We start from the raw sequence: 17738 nt of genomic DNA on the forward strand, positions 1-17738 counted from the left end.
ATCAATTAGATTTATTGATCAAGCGGCATGAGGATGTGGCCAAACCGGAGTTTGGCCCATGACCGTTCTTGCCCAAGATGCCAACCGCACCAGCCCGCTTGCTGCTCGCAACCCGCTTCTTCCCGGATTGGCGCTCACCGGCGCCATCGCCGGCACTGCACTCGCCTTGCGTGAAATCCCCTATATCGGCCTCGCCAGTCCGATGATCCTGGCCATCGGCATCGGTATCGCGATCCAGAACACATCCGGCGCGCCGGCTGCGGCCAAAGCCGGCATCAGTTTCTCCATGCGCAGCATCCTGCGCTTCGCCATCATCCTGCTCGGCCTGCAGCTCACCGCGGCGCAGTTGCTGGAAGTTGGCGGCATCGGCTTCGCGGTGATCGCGGCGACGCTCCTTACAACCTTCATCTTCACCACATGGCTTGGCCGCGCGATGGGTATCGACCGCAGACTGGTCGAACTGATCGCCGCCGGCACATCGATTTGCGGCGCGTCCGCCGTGATCGCAACCAACACCGTGACCCGCGCGCCCGATGAGGATGTCGCCTACGCGGTCGCCTGCGTCACCATCTTTGGCTCGATCGCCATGTTCGTCTATCCGCTACTCGGTAGCGTGCTGCAGCTCGACCCACATCATTTCGGGCTTTGGGCTGGCGCATCGATCCACGAGATCGCGCAGGTGGTCGCGGCCACCTTCCAGCAGAGCCGCGACGCCGGCGAATTCGGTACCGTCGCGAAACTCGCGCGCGTGATGATGCTGGCACCGGTGGTGATCACACTTGGCCTGCTGGCGACACGGCGCGCACGCGCCATCGGCGCGGAATCCGGCAGCGCCAAGGTGCCGATGCCGTGGTTCGCCTTCGGCTTCGTGGCGATGGTGATCCTGAATAGCCTCGTTGACGTGCCGCATGCAGCTATGAGCCTGATCATTCCGATCACGACCTTCCTGCTGACCATGGCGCTCGCCGCAATGGGGCTGGAAACCAATATCCAGAAGCTGCGCGCCAAGGGCCTGCGCCCGCTGCTGCTTGGCGCCGCAGCCTTCCTGTTCATTGCCGGCTTCAGCCTCATGCTGGTGAAGCTGACTACCTGACGGAGATGCCATGACGCTCGAACAGCTCCGGATCTTCGTCGCCGTCGCCGAACACGAGCACATGACGCGGGCTGCCGAGAGTCTGCATCTCACCCAATCTGCCACCAGCGCCGCCATTGCGGCGCTGGAAACGCGCTATGCGACGCAGCTGTTTCACCGCGTCGGCCGCCGCATCGAATTGACCGAGATTGGCCGCGCCTTTCTGATCGAAGCCCGGGCCGTGCTGGCACGCGCTGCCGCCGCGACGACCGTCCTCACCGATATGGCCGGCATGACGCGCGGCTCCCTTGCGCTGGCCGCGAGCCAGACCGTCGGCAACTATTTTCTACCGCCCATCATGGCGCGCTATCGCCAGCAATTCCCCGGCATCGACCTCAGCCTCCGCATCGGAAATACCGAGCAGGTGGCCGACTGGCTGCGCGATGGCGAAGTCGATCTCGGCATCGTCGAAGGCGCGGTTGACCATCCGGCACTCGCGACCCAGCCCGTGGGCGACGACGAACTTGTGCTGGTGGTTGGCCGATCGCATCGATGGGCGAAGCGACACACTGTCGTGCCGGGTCAGTTCGCCGAGACGAACTGGGTGCTGCGTGAAGCCGGCTCCGGCACGCGCGCCATCGCGCAATCGGTGCTGGACCAATCAGGAATCGCGCCTGACCACATTCGCGTTGCCATGGAGCTGCCATCGAACGAAGCCGTCTGCGCGGCCGTCGTGGCCGGCGCTGGTGCGAGCATCATCTCACGCCTGGTTGCCGCCGCCTTGATCGGCAGCGGCGATCTCATCGCCCTCGAAGCCTCGCTGCCAACACGGCGCTTCATCCAGCTGCGCCACAAGGAGCGCTATGTGACGCAGGCGGCAAGGGAGATGTCGGAGATGATTGCAACGCCCTAACTTAACCTCTCCCCGCCGGGGAGAGGTGAGCGGAGCGCCGCCAAGCGTCGTCGAGAATCAGATCGTCTGGTTATACGCGCCGACTTCCGGATGCGTCCGCAGCACCACATTCATGGCTTCGAACATGTCGTGCATCCGCGCTTCGGAGACCGGGCTTTCGACCACGACCACCAGCTCCGGCTTATTTGATGACGCCCGCACCAGACCCCAGCTGCCGTCCTCGCAGGTGACGCGCACGCCGTTGACCGTCACGAGATCGCGGATCGATTGTCCGGCGACCTTGTCGCCCTTCTTCTGCGCATCCTCGAAATGCTTCACCACCGCAGCGACGACGCCGTATTTGGTCTCGTCGGCACAATGCGGCGACATGGTCGGCGACGACCAGGTCTTCGGCAACGCCTCCTTGAGATCGGCCATGGTCTTGCCGGGCGCGCGGTCCATCATTTCGCAGATCGCAATCGCTGAGACGAGGCCGTCGTCATAGCCACGGCCCACCGGCGCATTGAAGAAGAAGTGACCGGACTTCTCGAAGCCGGCGAGCGCCTTCAGCTCATTGGTGCGGCGCTTCATGTAGGAGTGGCCGGTCTTCCAATAGGTCGTCTTGGCATTCTGCTTCTGCAGCACCGGATCCGTCACGAACAGTCCGGTCGATTTCACGTCGACCACGAAGGTCGCATCCTTGTAAACCGCCGACATATCGCGCGCGAGCATCACGCCGACCTTGTCGGCGAAGATTTCCTCGCCGGTGTTGTCGACGACGCCGCAGCGATCGCCATCACCGTCGAAACCAAGACCGACATCGGCCTTGTGTTCGAGCACCGCATCGCGGATCGCGTGCAGCATTTCCATGTCTTCCGGATTCGGATTGTATTTCGGGAAGGTGTGATCGAGCTCGGTATCGAGCGGAATCACCTCGCAGCCGATCGCTTCCATCACTTGTGGCGCGAACGCGCCCGCGGTGCCGTTGCCGCAGGCCACGACGACCTTCAGCTTGCGCTTCAGCTTCGGGCGATTGGTGAGATCGGCGATATAACGCGCCGGATAATTCTCGTGGAATTGGTAGGAGCCGCCAGCCTTGTTCTTGAATTCGGCATTGAGCACGATTTCCTTCAGCCGGGTCATCTCGTCCGGACCGAAGGTCAGCGGCTTGCTGGCGCCCATCTTCACACCGGTCCAGCCATTGTCGTTATGCGAGGCCGTCACCATGGCGACACAGGGCACATCGAGATCGAACTGCGCGAAATAGGCCATCGGCGTTACCGCGAGGCCGATATCATGGACCTTGCAGCCGGCGGCCATCAGGCCCGTCATCAGCGCGTATTTGATCGAGGCGGAGTAGCCACGGAAATCGTGTCCGGTGACGATTTCCTGCTTCTGGCCGAGTTCTGCAATCAGCGCGCCGAGCCCCATGCCCAGCGCCTGAATGCCCATCAGGTTGATTTCCTTGCCGAACAGCCAGCGCGCGTCATATTCGCGAAAACCCGTGGCCTTTACCATCGGCTCGGATTCGTAAGCGTAGGTATTCGGCACGAGCAAGGGCTTCGGCTTCGGAAACATCGCAGGACCTCGCATCATTGGGATCAATCTTGAATGCGCAGGCTTAGCCTTTGCGCACGCCTGTGGGAAGGCGCATGGGCATTCAAGGATGCGAGTTTGTTTAGAATTGGGCTGCGGCGTGAATGCGTGGGGGATATGAGGTACTACTGTTCGAGTACCATCCGGCCATTTGCATATTCGAAGCGTTTCAACTTCGAGAGAAACGACAGGCCGAGCAGATTCTCGGACAGTGCCTCATCGGGCAGCACCATCGCATCGACATCACGCACGGTCAGCTCACCGACCTGCACGACAGCGATTCGCGTGCGCGCAGCCTTCAGCGTTCCGTTCGCCGTTGTCACCGTGGCGTTATAATCGGCACGCGACGGACGCAAACCAAATCGTGCCGCCGACTTTTCATTCAATGCGATGACGGACGCGCCAGTATCGACCATGAAGCCGATGCGCTGGCCCTCGATGCTCCCCTCAGTCTGGAAGTGACCGCGGGCATCGCGCGCAATCGACAGGCTACGGACACCGGCCTTTGCATTGCCCTGTGTCGTGGGTGCAGGGGATGACGCCTTCGCCATGGCCGGCGTCGTCGCCGTCATCTTGTCGGCCATCTGCGCCATCACGGTGCCCAGACCGATCAGGATCGCCGCGAAGAACATGATACTACGCATACGCAACCTCACTGAACGCAATCAGGGGAACCGCGAGTTCATCACACGGGCTCACCACCGTCCGTTCAGGACGGTCTTACAGACTGCTATTTTCGCGAAAAGGATGAGCGAAGCGTTAATGAGCGGCACTTTGTCTGATGATCACGTCCCGCGCGGCTTCACGCGGCGCGTCGGCAGCGCATTGGCGGGATCTTCCGGCCAGGGATGTCGCGGATAGCGGCCGCGCAGGTCCGAGCGCACGTCGAGGTAGCTGCCCCGCCAGAAGCCCGGCAGATCGCGCGTCACCTGCACCGGCCGCTGCGCCGGCGACAGCAATTCCATCACCAGCGGCACCTTGCCCTTGGCGACCGACGGATGGGTGGTCAGCCCGAACAATTCCTGCAAACGGACGGCAATGGTCGGCCCCTGCTCGGCTTCGTAATCGATCGCCAGTACCGTCCCCGTCGGCGCCTCGAAATGCGTCGGCGCTTCCTTGTCGAGCCGCGCACGCAGATCCCAGGGCAGCAGACCCATCACGGCGTCGGATAGATCGCCGGCCGAGAAATCCTTCAGCGAGATCTTGTCGAACAGCGCCGGCATCAGCCAGCTCTCGCGCGCCGCGGCGAGCGCAGTGTCGGACAGATCGGGCCAGGCGTCGCCTTCCGACGCGCGCAGGAACATCACGCGCCCCCGCCACTGCTGCAGCGCCTTCGACCATGGCAAGCGGTCGATGCCCGCGGCAACCAGACCGTCGGCGAAAACGCGCGCGGTGTCTTCGGATGGCTTCAGCGTGAACGGAGCTTCCGACAACGTAATCGCATGCAGCACACGCTTGCGGCGGCCGCGCAGCGACATCGATGCCCGATCGAAACTGACATCGTCGGTATTCTCGATCTGATCGGCGAAGCGCGTCTCGATATCGGCCTGCGCGATCGGCGCTGCCAGCAGGATACGGCCATTGGCCGCCGTGCCGGTGAGCTCCGCCACGGCGATATATGGCGCGCGCGCCAGGGCGGCACTTTGTTCGATCGACGCGCCGCGGCCATTAGCCAGCACGAAACTGCCATTGCCACGATTCTTGGCCACGCGATCCGGGAATGCAAAGCCGAGCATGGTGCCGGTGGTCAGCGTATCCGAGGTTGGGCTGCGGCGGTCGAGCCCCCTTCCCCCTTGCGGGGAAGGGTCGGGGATGGGGGTGCCCCACGCTCCGACCTCACTTGTGGACCCCCCTCCCCGACCCTCCCAGGGAGCAGAAGCGCCGCGCTCGTTGCCTTCGACCTGCGACGCCCAGCGCTCCGCGAGCTGCCGGGCGCTGCCAGCGCGCTGCGAGCGGTCGCGGCGGAACAGATCGAGTCTGACGTCGAGATCGACGCTATCGCCACCAAGCCCGCGTTCAGTGAGGATGGCAGCGATCTCGGCAGCTTCTCCGCCATAACCGAACCGCGCCGAATCTACGATCATGCGCGCCAGCCGCGGCGGCAGCGCCAGCGCGCGCAGCGCATGGCCTTCTTCGGTGATACGGCCATCGCCATCGAGCGCTCCGAGTTCGCCGAGCAGGCCGCGTGCTTCCTTCAGCGCTGGCGCAGGCGGCGGATCGAGGAAGGTCAGTTGTGCGGGATCGCTGACGCCCCATTGCGCGAGATCGAGCACCAGCGTGGACAGATCCGCGCTGAGAATTTCCGGCTGTGTGTAGGCCGGCAATGAGGCGGTCTGCGGCTCGTCCCATAGCCGGTAGCAGATGCCGGGCTCGGTCCGGCCGGCGCGGCCGCGGCGCTGATCGACGGCGGCGCGCGAGGCACGCACGGTTTCCAGCCGCGTCAGTCCGATGTCCGGCTCATAGCGCGGCACGCGGGCGACACCGGAATCCACCACGATGCGCACGCCTTCGATGGTCAGCGAGGTCTCGGCAATCGAGGTTGCCAGCACCACCTTGCGCTGTCCCTTGGGCGCGGGCTGGATGGCACGGTCCTGCACGCCGGCATCGAGTGCACCGAATAAAGGGACGATCTCGATGGACGCGTCCTGCACGCGCTCGGCGAGGAAATTCTGCGTGCGACGGATTTCCGCGGCGCCCGGCAGAAACGCCAGCACCGAGCCGGGATCGGCGCGCAAGGCGGTCGTGATGGCGTCGGCCATCTGCCGCTCGAGCTGGATATCGGGCTTGCGGCCGAGATAGCGCGTCTCCACGGGATAAGCCCGCCCCTCGCTGGCAATGACCGGTGCATCGCCAAGCAGCTTCGCGATCCGCGCGCCGTCGATGGTCGCCGACATCACCAGGATGCGCAGGTCCTCGCGCAAGCCGGTTTGCACATCGCGCGCCAGAGCGAGTCCCATATCGGCATCCAGCGAGCGCTCATGGAATTCGTCGAACAGCACCGCGCCGATATTCTTCAACTCGGGATCGTCGAGGATCTGCCGCGAGAAAATCCCTTCGGTGACCACTTCTATCCGGGTGTTGCGCGAGATCTTCGAGCCAAAGCGGACGCGATAGCCGACGGTTTCGCCGACGCGCTCGCCCAGCGTTTTCGCCATCCGCTCGGCGCTGGCGCGGGCTGCGATGCGCCGCGGCTCCAGCATGATGATCTTCTTCCCCTTCAGCCACGGCGCATCGAGCAAAGCCAGCGGCACGCGCGTGGTCTTGCCGGCGCCCGGCGGCGCCACCAGCACCGCGGCGTTGCCGGCGTCCAGCGCGCCCGACAGGTCGTCAAGCACAGCATCGATGGGCAGGGATGTATCGAAGGTTCGGGTCAAATCGTCATCTTCGCGATGTTCTCGGGGGCATACCAATCTCAGGTGTCATACGCGGGCTTGACCCGCGTATCCATCTTGCTTCGCGAGAAGATGGATCGCCGGGTCAAGCCCGGCGATAACGGTGGAGAGGACGTTGCGCCCCATTCCCCCACTCCTTAACGCCCGTTAACCACCCCGCCAAACTCGCCCTGCCGCGACCATTTGCGGGGCATATTTGGGGTTTAGAGAAAGGCAATTGAAACCGATCTCGTCTCATGATCCGGCCAAAAGAAGCGCCGAACAGGGGATACCGATGACCACCAGTGGCACCTTCGCCGTCGCCGATCGCGCGGCGCTGTCAGGGACAGAGCGAATCGACTGGGTCGATTACGCCAAGGGCATCTGCATCATCATGGTGGTGATGATGCACTCGGTGCTGGGTGTCGAACTGGCCGCCGGCCAGACCGGCTACATGCATCTGCTGGTGGCCTTCGCCAAACCGTTCCGGATGCCGGATTTCTTCCTGATCTCCGGGCTCTTTCTGGCCCGTGTCATCGACCGCGACTGGCGGACCTATCTCGACCGCAAGGTCGTCCACTTCCTGTATTTCTACGTGCTCTGGGTGACCATCCAGTTCGGCTTCAAGGCGCCCGGCTTTGCTGCCGAACACGGCTGGGCCTATGTCGCCAATCTCTATCTGATCTCCTATATCGAGCCGTTCGGCACGCTGTGGTTCATCTATATGCTGCCGGTGTTCTTCGTCGTCACCAAGCTGGCGCGGCGCGTGCCGCCGCTGCTGATCTGGGGCATCGCCGCCGCGCTGGAGATGGCGCATATCAGCACCGGCTGGACGATGATCGACGAGTTCTGCTCGCGCTTCGTCTATTTCTATTCGGGCTACCTGTTCGCGACGCAGGTCTTCGCGCTGTCCGATCGCGCGCGGGCCAAACCAGTGATGGCGCTGGTCGGCCTTGCGGCCTGGGCGCTGGTCAATGCCGCTCTCGTCTATGACGGCTGCAGCGAATGGCCAGTGATCTCGCTGATGCTCGGCTTCGCCGGCGCGGTCGCGATCATCGTGATGGGCACGCTGCTGGCGAAGATGCAGTGGCTCGGCTTCATCCGCTTCTTCGGCGAGCATTCCATCGTGATCTATCTCGCCTTCTTCTTGCCGATGGCGACATCCCGCGCGCTGTTGCTGAAATTCAGCCCGTTCGACATCGGCACGATCTCGCTGCTGGTGACACTCTGCGGCGTCATCGGCGCGCTGGTGATCTGGAGGCTCGCGCTGATGGTCCGTGCGAACTTCCTGTTCGAGCGCCCGGCAGCGTTCTGGATTGCGCCGAAGAAGAAAAGCGCGACGCTGCAGGCGGCGGAGTAGAACTTACACCGCCGTCGGCGACCTTCCGTCATCTAGCTTCACGCCGTCCTTCATGCCCTCAATTTTGGCGCGGAAACCTTCCGCATCGCCGAAATCTGCAAATCCGACATAGTGCGGATGCGGGCCGAGCACGCGGCGCGCATGCTTGATCGGACACCAATAAACCTCGGTGCGCGCGGCAACCTCGCGCACGAAGGCGGCCACGCCGTTACAGTATGAGCAATAGGCGCAGTTCACCTTCTCGATGATGTTGAGATAAGCGAGGTGATGCCGGTCGAACACCAGATAGTCGCGCCGCCGCACCTTGGGGATACCGTAGATCGGAAAGCAGACCGCCTGATAGGCCATCACCCAGAGATCGATCAGTACGAAGGGGATGATCAGCGAATAGATCACCGGAGCGGACAACACGATCAGCGGATTGGCGCTGAAGAGGTATTTCGACGCGCCCACCTTGATGGCGCGCTGCAGCTTCTCGATATCCTGCTCGAACACGATCTTGCGCCGCTCGAAGCGAAAGCGCAGCTCTTCCCGCCGACGGGTCAGCTCGGCCTCGATCTCGGCCTCGACGCTTTTCATTTTGTCCATCAGTTCGGCGAGATCGGGCATGAATGGTCCTTCGATTGGCAATGACCGGCGCAAGGGCACATGGAACAGGGCGCGGCGCAAGCCGGGCGGCATCACAAAAACCGGCGGGATGGCCGGCTGACAGACTGTCATTTCCGGCGAAAATCCTTAAGTTGCGCCCATGCCGAAAACCTCAGAAACAGCCGCCGCCAAGCCCGCCACCGTCAAGGCCCTCGCGAAGGGCGACCACGTCTTTCTGGTCGACGGCTCGTCCTATATTTTCCGCGCCTATCACGCGTTGCCGCCGCTGAACCGCAAGTCCGACGGGCTGCAGGTCAATGCCGTGCTCGGCTTCTGCAACATGCTGTGGAAGCTGATCCGCGACATGCCGCCGGACAACCGGCCGACGCATCTGGCGATCATCTTCGACAAGTCGGAAGTGACCTTCCGCAACAAGCTCTACCCCGAATACAAGGCGCACCGGCCGCCGGCGCCAGACGACCTGATCCCGCAATTCGCGCTCATTCGTGATGCCGTCCGCGCCTTCGATCTGCCGAGCATCGAGCAAGGCGGTTTCGAAGCCGACGACCTGATCGCGACCTATGTCCGCGAAGCCGGAGAGCGCGGCGCGACCGCCACCATCGTGTCCTCGGACAAGGACCTGATGCAGCTCGTGACCGAGCAGGTCACCATGTACGACACCATGAAGGATCGCCGCTTGGGGATCGCCGAGGTGATCGAGAAATTCGGCGTGCCGCCGAACAAGGTCGTCGAAGTGCAGGCGCTTATTGGCGACTCGGTCGATAATGTGCCGGGCGTCCCAGGGGTAGGTCCAAAGGCTGCAAGCACCTTGATTCGAGCACTCGGCTCACTCGATCGAATTCTATCCGCAGAGAATGAGCCTGAGAAGATCGAGCAAGAGTTAAAGACACAGCTCACCGAACTCGAAGAGCAGATTGTCGCTATTGCGGGCGGGCCAGTCAAACCCGGTTCGGCCGCGCAAGTTGGACAAGTCTTGGTAGAGAAATTTGGAGAGAGCGAATTAACGAAAGATAAGAAAGGAAATCCAACTGCTGACACGGCAACTATCGAGCGTCTGGCTGCTTCCGGAAATCAGTTCTGCAAACTAATCCTCGACGCGCGCGATCTTTCCCGTGTGATCGGCGGAACCGTAGGCAAAATCATCGACAATAAGGAGCTGGCCATCACGTCGCGCCAGCTCGTGCTGCTCGATGACAAGGTGGCACTCGACGTGCCGCTCGATGACCTCGCGGTGCACGAGCCCGATGCGCGCAAGCTGATCGCGTTCCTGAAGGCAATGGAATTTTCGACGCTGACGCGGCGCGTTGCCGAATATGCCGAGATTGATCCGGCGGATGTGGATGCCGACAGCGCGACGAAGAGCAGCTCCGCGCCGTCCCCGAGCAAAGCGGGCGGCGATCTGTTCGACGCTCCGACTGCCGCACGTGCACCCGCGGCGGCCAAGGGCAGCGCGCATGCCACAGGCCCCGGCGCAAAAGACCAATTGACGCCGGCCTCCCTCGCCGCCGCCCGCGCCGCCGCTGCGCGAAAGCTGCCGGTCAAGCGCGACGACTATCAGACCGTGCGCACGCTCGCCGACCTCAACACATGGATCGCCAGGATTCTCGATACCGGTCACGTCGCGTTCGAATGCAAGGCGTCGTCGATCGATCCGATGCAGGCCGATATGGTCGGTATCGCGCTGTCGCTCGGGCCGAATGATGCCTGCTATGTGCCGCTCGCACATCGCCAGTCCGGCGATGGCACCGGCCTGTTCGCCGCCGACCTCGAGCCCGACCAGATCAAGGCCTCCGACGCGCTCGAAGCGTTGAAACCCGTTCTGGAATCCGCAGGCCTGTTGAAGATCGGCTTCAACATCAAGTTCACCGCGGTGTTGTTGGCGCAGCACGGTGTCACCCTGCGCAATGCCGACGACGTGCAGCTGATGTCCTATGCGCTCGATGCCGGGCGCAATGCCCATGGACTCGACGCGCTTGCCGAGATCTGGCTCGGCCATGCCATGCTGACCTATAGCGAGATCATCGGCTCCGGCAAGGGCAAGCTGACGTTCGAGCAGGTCAAGATCGACCGCGCCACGACTTACGCCGCCGAAGACGCCGACGTGCTGCTGCGGCTGTGGAATGTGCTGAAGCCGCGGCTTTCGGCCGAGCACATGACCACCGTCTATGAGACGCTGGAGCGACCGCTGATTTCCGTGCTGGCCCGCATGGAGCGCCGCGGCATTTCCATCGACCGTCAGGTGCTTTCAAAGCTCTCTGCCGATTTCGCGCAGACCGCTGCGCGCATCGAAGCCGAGATCCGCGAGATCGCCGGCGAAGAGGTGAATATCGGCAGTCCCAAGCAGCTCGGCGATATCCTGTTCGGCAAGATGGGCCTGCCGGGCGGCAGCAAGACCAAGACCGGCGCGTGGTCGACCTCGGCGCAGGTGCTCGATGACCTCGCCGAACAGGGCCACGAATTTCCGCGAAAAATTCTCGACTGGCGGCAGGTGTCCAAGCTGCGCTCGACCTATACCGACGCCCTGCCAAATTACGTGCATCCGCAGACCCATCGCGTCCACACGACTTACGCCTTGGCAGCGACGACGACGGGACGCCTCTCATCCAACGAACCGAACCTGCAGAATATCCCGGTCCGGACCGAGGACGGCCGCAAAATTCGCCGCGCCTTCATCGCCGCGCCCGGCCACAAGCTGGTGTCGGCCGACTACTCGCAGATCGAATTGCGACTGCTGGCAGAGATCGCCGATATCCCTGTGCTGAAACAGGCATTCCAGGACGGCCTCGACATTCACGCCATGACGGCTTCGGAAATGTTCGGCGTGCCGGTCAAGGACATGCCGGCCGAAATCCGCCGCCGCGCCAAGGCGATCAACTTCGGCATCATCTATGGCATCTCGGCCTTCGGTCTCGCCAATCAGCTCGGCATACCCCGCGAGGAAGCCGGCGCCTATATCAAGAAGTACTTCGAGCGTTTCCCCGGCATCCGCGCTTACATGGACCAGACGCGCGATTTCTGCAGGGAGCACGGCTATGTGCAGACCCTGTTCGGGCGTAAATGTCATTACCCGGACATCAAGGCGAGCAACGCCTCGATCCGCGCCTTCAACGAACGCGCCGCGATCAATGCGCGCCTGCAGGGCACCGCGGCCGACATCATCCGCCGCGCCATGACGCGGATGGAAGATGCGCTGGCGGAGAAGAAGCTCTCAGCCAAGATGCTGCTGCAGGTGCACGACGAATTGATTTTTGAGGTGCCCGACGACGAAGTGGCGGCCACGCTGCCGATCGTGCAGCACACCATGCAGGACGCGCCGTTCCCGGCGGTGCTGCTGTCGGTGCCACTGCAGGTCGATGCGCGCGCGGCGGATAACTGGGAAGAGGCACATTAACGCCGGATGTGAGATGCACCGGCTCGTGTAGTTCACGACCGGCTACCACATAAAAATTGTCATTGCCGGGCTTGACCCGGCAATCCATCATCTTCGCATGAGTTATTGGGTCTACATTCTGGCAAGCAAGCCGGGTGGAACGCTCTATGTGGGCGTGACCAATGATCTCATTCGCCGCATCTACGAACACCGTGAAAAACTGGTGCCAGGCTTTACGAAAAAGTACGACGTCACGCGCCTTGTCTATTTCGAGCAGCACGATTCGATCACCATCGCGATCCAGCGCGAGAAGAACATCAAGCACTGGTCGCGTGAGTGGAAAATCGATCTGATCCGGTCGATGAATCCGGATTGGCGCGACTTGTGGCATGATATAGTCCGCTGACGCGGACGATGGATGGCCGGGTCAAGCCCGGCCATGACACCTGTGGGCACATCCGCTTACCAGCCCAGTGAGAGTCACAAACGATTTCGACTATCTGCGATACCGAATCTGAAATGGTTCGACGCCATCCGATGGGCTAAACAACGACCATTCCCAGCCAGCGAATGGTCCCATGCCCCATCTCACATCCCTGCTCGGTTTTGCCCTCGTCTCGCTCGGCATGGTGCTGACGCCGGGACCGAACATGATCTATCTGATCTCGCGCTCGATCACGCAGGGGCCTGCGGCCGGCATGGTGTCGCTCGGCGGCGTGGCGCTGGGCTTCATTTTCTACATGCTGTGCGCGGCCTTCGGCATCACCGCGCTACTGTTCGCGGTGCCCTATGCCTATGACGCGCTGAGGCTCGCCGGCGCGGCCTATCTGCTGTGGCTGGCCTGGCAGGCACTGAAGCCGAACGGACGCTCACCGTTTCAGGTCAAGAAGCTCGCGATCGACAGCCCACGCAAGCTGTTCGTCATGGGCTTCGTCACCAATCTGCTCAATCCGAAGATCGCGATGCTGTATCTGGCGCTGCTGCCGCAATTCATCGATCCCACGGCGGGCAGCGTGCTGACGCAGTCGCTGGTGCTCGGATCGACGCAGACCATCATCAGCGTCGGCGTCAACGGGCTGATCGCGCTCGGCGCCGGATCGATCGCGCTGTTTCTCGGCGAGCGACCGACCTGGCTCAAGCTGCAGCGCTGGCTGATGGGCACGGTGCTGGCCGGCCTCGCCGTGCGGATGGCGCTGGAGACAAAGCGGGCTTAATCCAGCTTCGCGTCCATGCCGCGCTTCACACCCGGACGCGCCATCAACGCATCGTACCAGCGGCCGACATTCGGGAAATCGGCGAACGACACCTTGTGGCGCTCATGCCGCCAGGCCCAGCCGAGGACGGCGAAATCGGCCACCGACAGCGCGCCGGCGACGAATTCGTGGTCGGCCAGGCGACGATCCAGCACGCCATAGAGCCGGCGCGTCTCATCGGAATAGCGCTTCAACCCGTAGGCCCGCTGGGTCTCATCTTCCAGCGCGATGAAATGATGCACCTGGCCGGGCATCGGACCGAAGCCCCCCATCTGCCACATCAGCCATTCCAGCACCGGAATCCGCTCGCCGAGAGATTTCGGCAGGAATTTGCCGGTCTTTTCGCCGAGATAGAGCAGGATGGCGCCGGATTCGAACACGCTGACCGGCTTGCCATCCGGCCCGTCGGGATCGACGATGGCCGGGATCTTGTTGTTAGGGCTGATTTTCAGGAATTCGGGCTTCATCTGCTCGCCCTTGCCGATATGCACCGGGAAAACCTTGTAAGGCAGCCCCATTTCCTCCAGCGCGACGGAGATCTTGCGGCCGTTCGGCGTATTCCAGGTGTGCAGCTCGATAGTCATGCGATTCCTCTTCCGGTCTTGCCTGATCTTGTTGCCCGGTCTGTAGCATCGTCCCAACGGGCGGTAAAACGGCCTGGAGAGTGTTGACGAGGCCCGCGCCAGTCTGGAATGTGCCGGAAAGCGCCGGTAGATTGCGCCCGGTTCAGCACAGAGACCGTTTCAGCAGAGACATGCCATTGACCAAATCAGCCGCCCGCGCCCGCCTGTTCGAGATCATCCGCGACCGTTCGTTCGGTTATGGTGAGATCACTTTGGCTTCAGGCCGCAAGAGCGATTTCTATTTCAACCTGAAGCCCACGATGTGCCACCCGGAAGGCGCGGCCCTGCTGGCCGAGCTGACCTATGACGCGCTGCGCGACGACAATCTCGATTATGTCGGCGGGCTTGAGATGGGCGCCGTGCCGCTGGCCGGCGCGCTCGCACAGCTCTCCTGGCTGAAAAACCATCCGATCGCGGCCTTCTTCGTCCGCAAGAAGCCGAAGGAGCACGGTGCACGTCTCGCTGTCGAAGGTCTCGCCAAGGGCGAGACGCTGGAAGGCAAACGCATTGTCATCGTCGAGGACGTCACCACCACTGGTGGCTCTGCCGTGAAGGCGCTCGACGCCGTACGCGAGGCCGGCGGCGAAGTCGTGCTGGTGTTCACCATGGTGGACCGCGACGAAGGCGCAGCCGAGACCTTTGCCAAGGCCGGCGTGGCGTTTCGCTCGCTTTACAAGGCCGGCGAATTTCTGAAGGGTTGATCCTTCATCGGCTCCGTTCGCGCACAATGCGCGCAAGGACGCAGTGAAAGGTCACCTTTTGCTTCGCTTCATCGCCCTCGCCGCTTTGCCCCTCATTGTCACGCTTGCGCCCGATATGGCACATGCAGCCGAGGGCGGCCTCGATGGCACCAGGCTGTCGCTGCTGTGGGCATTACCATTTGCCGGAATCCTGCTGTGCATCGCCACGGGGCCGGTGCTCTATCATCATCTGTGGGAGCACCATTACGGCAAGTTCGCCGCTTTCTGGGCCGCGTTGGTGGTCGTGCCGCTGTTCTTCGTGACTGATGCAACGACCGTGGTGCATACACTCTCCCACACCGTACTGCTCGAATATCTACCGTTCATTCTGCTACTGCTGGCGCTGTTCACCGTGGCCGGCGGAATCTATGTCGAGGGCAACCTGCATGACAGCGTGTTCACCAATACGGCGCTGCTGGGCTTCGGCACGCTGATCGCCAGCGTCGTCGGCACCACCGGCGCGTCGATGATCCTGATCCGGCCGCTGATCCGCGCCAATGACGATCGTCGCACTAACGTCCACGTGGTGGTGTTCTTCATCTTCCTCGTCTCGAATATAGGCGGCTCGCTCTCACCACTCGGCGACCCTCCACTCTTCCTCGGCTTCCTCCGCGGCGTCGATTTCTTCTGGACCACGGCGCACATTTTTCCGGAAACGCTGTTCGCGGCCGGCATCGTGCTGGCGATCTTCATGGTGCTTGATGTCTGGCTGCATCACCGCGAAGGTAATCTGCCTGCGAAGAAAGATCCGACGCCGGATTCGCCACTGCATCTGCATGGTAAGATCAACCTGCTGCTGCTGGTCGTGATCATCGGCGCAATCCTGATGAGCGCAAGCTGGAAGCCCGGCATCACGTTCACCGTGCTCGGCACGTCGCTCGCATTGCAGGATTTGCTGCGCGACGTGATCTTCGTGCTGGTGACATTTGCGTCGCTGTGGCTGACAAAGACTGAGCACCGCAAGGCGAACGATTTCAAATGGGGGCCGATCGAGGAAGTCGCACTGCTGTTCGCCGGCATTTTCATTTGCATCGTGCCGGTCATGGCCATGCTGCAGGCTGGCGCCAATGGCCCGTTTGCGCCGCTGGTTGCTCTCGTCAGCCATGCCGACGGCACGCCGAACAATGCCGCTTATTTCTGGCTCACCGGCATCCTGTCGTCGTTCCTCGACAATGCGCCAACCTATCTGGTGTTCTTCGAACTCACCGGCGGCGATGCCAAGACGCTGATGACGACGGGGGCGGCGACGTTGGCGGCGATTTCGGCAGGTGCAGTGTTCATGGGCGCCAACACCTATATCGGCAACGCCCCGAACTTCATGGTCTATGCCATCGCCCGCGACGCGGGCATAAAAATGCCAAGCTTCTTTGGTTACATCCTGTGGTCGGGTGCGGTGCTGATCCCGGTCTTCCTGGTGATGACATGGGTGTTTTTCATCTAGCCCGCTGCGCTGGTTACCATTCATTTACCACGACGCCCTAACATGACACCGCACCGGAGCGTTTTCGCTCGGGCACTGACATGCGGTCGCGGAGCTGGCGTTGCGTCACAATCGAACATCCTCGCGTGTCGTGCGTCCCCTGGTGCTGCTGACGGCCATGAGCCTCGTCGGACTGACCCCGCAGATGGCATCTGCGCAAAATTTCTTCGACTTCCTGTTCGGCAGCAACCAGCCGCAGAAACAGCAGCAGCGTCGTGGCGCGCCCGCGCCGGAGAGCAATTTCTTCTCCGATCCGTTCGGCCTCAACACGCCGGCCGAAGCGCCGCCACCACAGCGCAACGCATCTATCGGGGGCTCCGGTCCCGCCTTCTGCGTGCGCACCTGCGACGGCAAGTATTTTCCGCTCGGTCGCGGCATGAGCCCGGCGCAGATGTGTCAGGCATTCTGCCCCGCAGCGACCACCAAGGTCCTGTTCGGCAGCAGCATCGAGAACGCATCATCGAGCACCGGTGAGCGTTACAACGATCTCGAAAATGCCTTCGCCTATCGCAAGGCGCTGAAAGCCGACTGCACCTGTAACGGCCGCGATCCCTCCGGCCTCGCGCCGGTCGATCTGACGCTCGATACGTCGCTGCGTCCCGGCGATGTCATCGCCACCACCAACGGCCTCGTCGCTTTCTCGGGCGTCCGCACCGGCAACACCCAGACTGCGGAATTCACGCCGGTGGCGAATTATCCCGGCCTAACCTCGGATGTCCGTGCCCGGCTCGGCGAGATGAAGGTGGCACCGGTCTCTGCAGAAATGATCACCGACGAAGCGCCCATGTCGGAAGCCGCGCGTGATGCAGCGCCGGCTGCTGCCACGACCGTCGTGCCGAAGAGCGCGCCAACGGCCCGCGCCAAGCGCGCCGAGCTTCAATAGATCATCGCCCGACGATGACGCCGATCACGTTCGGTGCCGAGAGATACCTCTCTTCGATCTCCGCACGCGCCGCCGCGCGATTTTCCGGCGTCAGCAATCCGCGCTTCTCGGCGAGGATCATCCAGCAATAGCCCCACCAGTCCGTCAGCATACCGTGGTCGTCGACGAGGTCGTAGCCCTGCTCGGCAGCAAAGATCCGCGCATGTGCCTCGTCAAGCTGATCGAGCCAGGCGTGATCTTCCAGCGAGAACAGGTCATCGCTGATGTCGTCCGTCGTATAGCCCCAGACCGAGAGGCAAACGGTGTTGAACTCGCGATCGATCTGATCGTCATCGATCGGATGCCGGCGCGCCATCAAATGCAGCCGCGACAGCGACCGCGCAAAGTCGGCTATGCGGGTGAGAGCAAACTGATCGAAGGCAATGGTGGACATCTAGTCCTCGCGAGCTTGAACAGACCATAGATATTGTAGGCGAAGGCAACGAATCA

General features: G+C 62.4%; 15 protein-coding genes. 9 read left to right on the plus strand and 6 right to left on the minus strand.

Annotated features, from left to right (window positions below; all coding sequences use genetic code 11):
- The first annotated feature begins 58 nt into the window (after positions 1-58).
- On the plus strand, positions 59-1093 hold the full coding sequence (locus AB8A23_RS02170) for a YeiH family protein (RefSeq protein ID WP_439057023.1): 1035 nt from the start codon (positions 59-61) through the stop codon (positions 1091-1093).
- Between the two features lie 10 nt (positions 1094-1103).
- Positions 1104-1985: a LysR substrate-binding domain-containing protein gene (locus AB8A23_RS02175; protein WP_439057022.1), complete on the plus strand. Its 882-nt coding sequence runs from the start codon at positions 1104-1106 to the stop codon at positions 1983-1985.
- A 57-nt stretch (positions 1986-2042) separates the two neighbouring features.
- Here the strand turns inward: AB8A23_RS02175 and AB8A23_RS02180 are convergent, their stop codons facing one another.
- From AB8A23_RS02180 to hrpB, 3 genes are all read right to left on the minus strand, one after another.
- Entirely contained in the window at positions 2043-3542 is a 1500-nt protein-coding gene (locus AB8A23_RS02180; protein ID WP_439060421.1) for a phosphomannomutase/phosphoglucomutase, read from the minus strand.
- Positions 3543-3685: 143 nt separating this feature from the next.
- Complete coding sequence (locus tag AB8A23_RS02185; protein ID WP_089262841.1) at positions 3686-4204, minus strand: TIGR02281 family clan AA aspartic protease; 519 nt, start codon at positions 4202-4204, stop codon at positions 3686-3688.
- A 141-nt stretch (positions 4205-4345) separates the two neighbouring features.
- Positions 4346-6934 carry an ATP-dependent helicase HrpB gene (gene hrpB, locus AB8A23_RS02190; RefSeq protein WP_439057021.1) on the minus strand — a complete coding sequence of 863 codons (2589 nt, stop codon included), beginning with the start codon at positions 6932-6934 and terminating at the stop codon, positions 4346-4348.
- A gap of 292 nt (positions 6935-7226) precedes the next feature.
- Between hrpB and AB8A23_RS02195 the strand changes: the two genes are divergently transcribed.
- Positions 7227-8291 carry an acyltransferase family protein gene (locus AB8A23_RS02195; RefSeq protein WP_184513159.1) on the plus strand — a complete coding sequence of 355 codons (1065 nt, stop codon included), beginning with the start codon at positions 7227-7229 and terminating at the stop codon, positions 8289-8291.
- A 3-nt stretch (positions 8292-8294) separates the two neighbouring features.
- Here AB8A23_RS02195 and AB8A23_RS02200 read toward each other — a convergent pair whose 3' ends face one another.
- Positions 8295-8900: a hypothetical protein gene (locus AB8A23_RS02200; RefSeq protein WP_439057020.1), complete on the minus strand. Its 606-nt coding sequence runs from the start codon at positions 8898-8900 to the stop codon at positions 8295-8297.
- 139 nt (positions 8901-9039) lie between these two features.
- Between AB8A23_RS02200 and polA the strand changes: the two genes are divergently transcribed.
- The 3 genes from polA (at position 9040) to AB8A23_RS02215 (ending at position 13484) form a co-directional block, all read left to right on the plus strand.
- Positions 9040-12291, plus strand: a complete 3252-nt coding sequence (polA, locus tag AB8A23_RS02205) for a DNA polymerase I (RefSeq protein WP_439057019.1) — start codon at positions 9040-9042, stop codon at positions 12289-12291.
- 97 nt (positions 12292-12388) lie between these two features.
- Positions 12389-12676, plus strand: coding sequence for a GIY-YIG nuclease family protein (locus AB8A23_RS02210; protein ID WP_309947934.1), 288 nt, complete (start codon positions 12389-12391; stop codon positions 12674-12676).
- A gap of 172 nt (positions 12677-12848) precedes the next feature.
- Positions 12849-13484: a LysE family translocator gene (locus AB8A23_RS02215; protein WP_175368563.1), complete on the plus strand. Its 636-nt coding sequence runs from the start codon at positions 12849-12851 to the stop codon at positions 13482-13484.
- On the opposite strand, the gene AB8A23_RS02220 is transcribed toward AB8A23_RS02215, so the two are convergent.
- Positions 13481-14107, minus strand: coding sequence for a glutathione S-transferase family protein (locus tag AB8A23_RS02220; RefSeq protein WP_439057018.1), 627 nt, complete (start codon positions 14105-14107; stop codon positions 13481-13483). The genes AB8A23_RS02215 and AB8A23_RS02220 overlap by 4 nt on opposite strands.
- A gap of 176 nt (positions 14108-14283) precedes the next feature.
- Between AB8A23_RS02220 and pyrE the strand changes: the two genes are divergently transcribed.
- From pyrE to AB8A23_RS02235, 3 genes are all read left to right on the plus strand, one after another.
- Entirely contained in the window at positions 14284-14847 is a 564-nt protein-coding gene (gene pyrE / locus AB8A23_RS02225) for an orotate phosphoribosyltransferase (RefSeq protein ID WP_170849765.1), read from the plus strand.
- Positions 14848-14962: 115 nt separating this feature from the next.
- Positions 14963-16327 carry a sodium:proton antiporter gene (locus tag AB8A23_RS02230; protein WP_439057017.1) on the plus strand — a complete coding sequence of 455 codons (1365 nt, stop codon included), beginning with the start codon at positions 14963-14965 and terminating at the stop codon, positions 16325-16327.
- Between the two features lie 100 nt (positions 16328-16427).
- Positions 16428-17249, plus strand: coding sequence for a DUF2865 domain-containing protein (locus tag AB8A23_RS02235; RefSeq protein ID WP_439057016.1), 822 nt, complete (start codon positions 16428-16430; stop codon positions 17247-17249).
- A 1-nt stretch (position 17250) separates the two neighbouring features.
- Here AB8A23_RS02235 and AB8A23_RS02240 read toward each other — a convergent pair whose 3' ends face one another.
- Positions 17251-17682: a hypothetical protein gene (locus AB8A23_RS02240; RefSeq protein ID WP_439057015.1), complete on the minus strand. Its 432-nt coding sequence runs from the start codon at positions 17680-17682 to the stop codon at positions 17251-17253.
- Positions 17683-17738 lie beyond the last annotated feature (56 nt).

Origin of the sequence: Tardiphaga sp. 619_E2_N8_4, assembly GCF_051810905.1 — a bacterium.
Lineage (GTDB): Bacteria > Pseudomonadota > Alphaproteobacteria > Rhizobiales > Xanthobacteraceae > Tardiphaga > Tardiphaga robiniae.

Bases quoted from the DNA above. Each gene is read 5' to 3' on its own strand.
- AB8A23_RS02240 (WP_439057015.1), bottom strand. From the start codon at position 17,682: ATGTCCACCATTGCCTTCGATCAGTTTGCTCTCACCCGCATAGCCGAC.
- AB8A23_RS02200 (WP_439057020.1), bottom strand. From the start codon at position 8,900: ATGCCCGATCTCGCCGAACTGATGGACAAAATGAAAAGCGTCGAGGCC.
- polA (WP_439057019.1), top strand. From the start codon at position 9,040: ATGCCGAAAACCTCAGAAACAGCCGCCGCCAAGCCCGCCACCGTCAAG.
- AB8A23_RS02195 (WP_184513159.1), top strand. From the start codon at position 7,227: ATGACCACCAGTGGCACCTTCGCCGTCGCCGATCGCGCGGCGCTGTCA.
- AB8A23_RS02170 (WP_439057023.1), top strand. From the start codon at position 59: ATGACCGTTCTTGCCCAAGATGCCAACCGCACCAGCCCGCTTGCTGCT.
- AB8A23_RS02185 (WP_089262841.1), bottom strand. From the start codon at position 4,204: ATGCGTAGTATCATGTTCTTCGCGGCGATCCTGATCGGTCTGGGCACC.
- AB8A23_RS02230 (WP_439057017.1), top strand. From the start codon at position 14,963: ATGGCACATGCAGCCGAGGGCGGCCTCGATGGCACCAGGCTGTCGCTG.
- AB8A23_RS02180 (WP_439060421.1), bottom strand. From the start codon at position 3,542: ATGTTTCCGAAGCCGAAGCCCTTGCTCGTGCCGAATACCTACGCTTAC.
- AB8A23_RS02210 (WP_309947934.1), top strand. From the start codon at position 12,389: ATGAGTTATTGGGTCTACATTCTGGCAAGCAAGCCGGGTGGAACGCTC.
- AB8A23_RS02175 (WP_439057022.1), top strand. From the start codon at position 1,104: ATGACGCTCGAACAGCTCCGGATCTTCGTCGCCGTCGCCGAACACGAG.
- AB8A23_RS02215 (WP_175368563.1), top strand. From the start codon at position 12,849: ATGCCCCATCTCACATCCCTGCTCGGTTTTGCCCTCGTCTCGCTCGGC.
- AB8A23_RS02220 (WP_439057018.1), bottom strand. From the start codon at position 14,107: ATGACTATCGAGCTGCACACCTGGAATACGCCGAACGGCCGCAAGATC.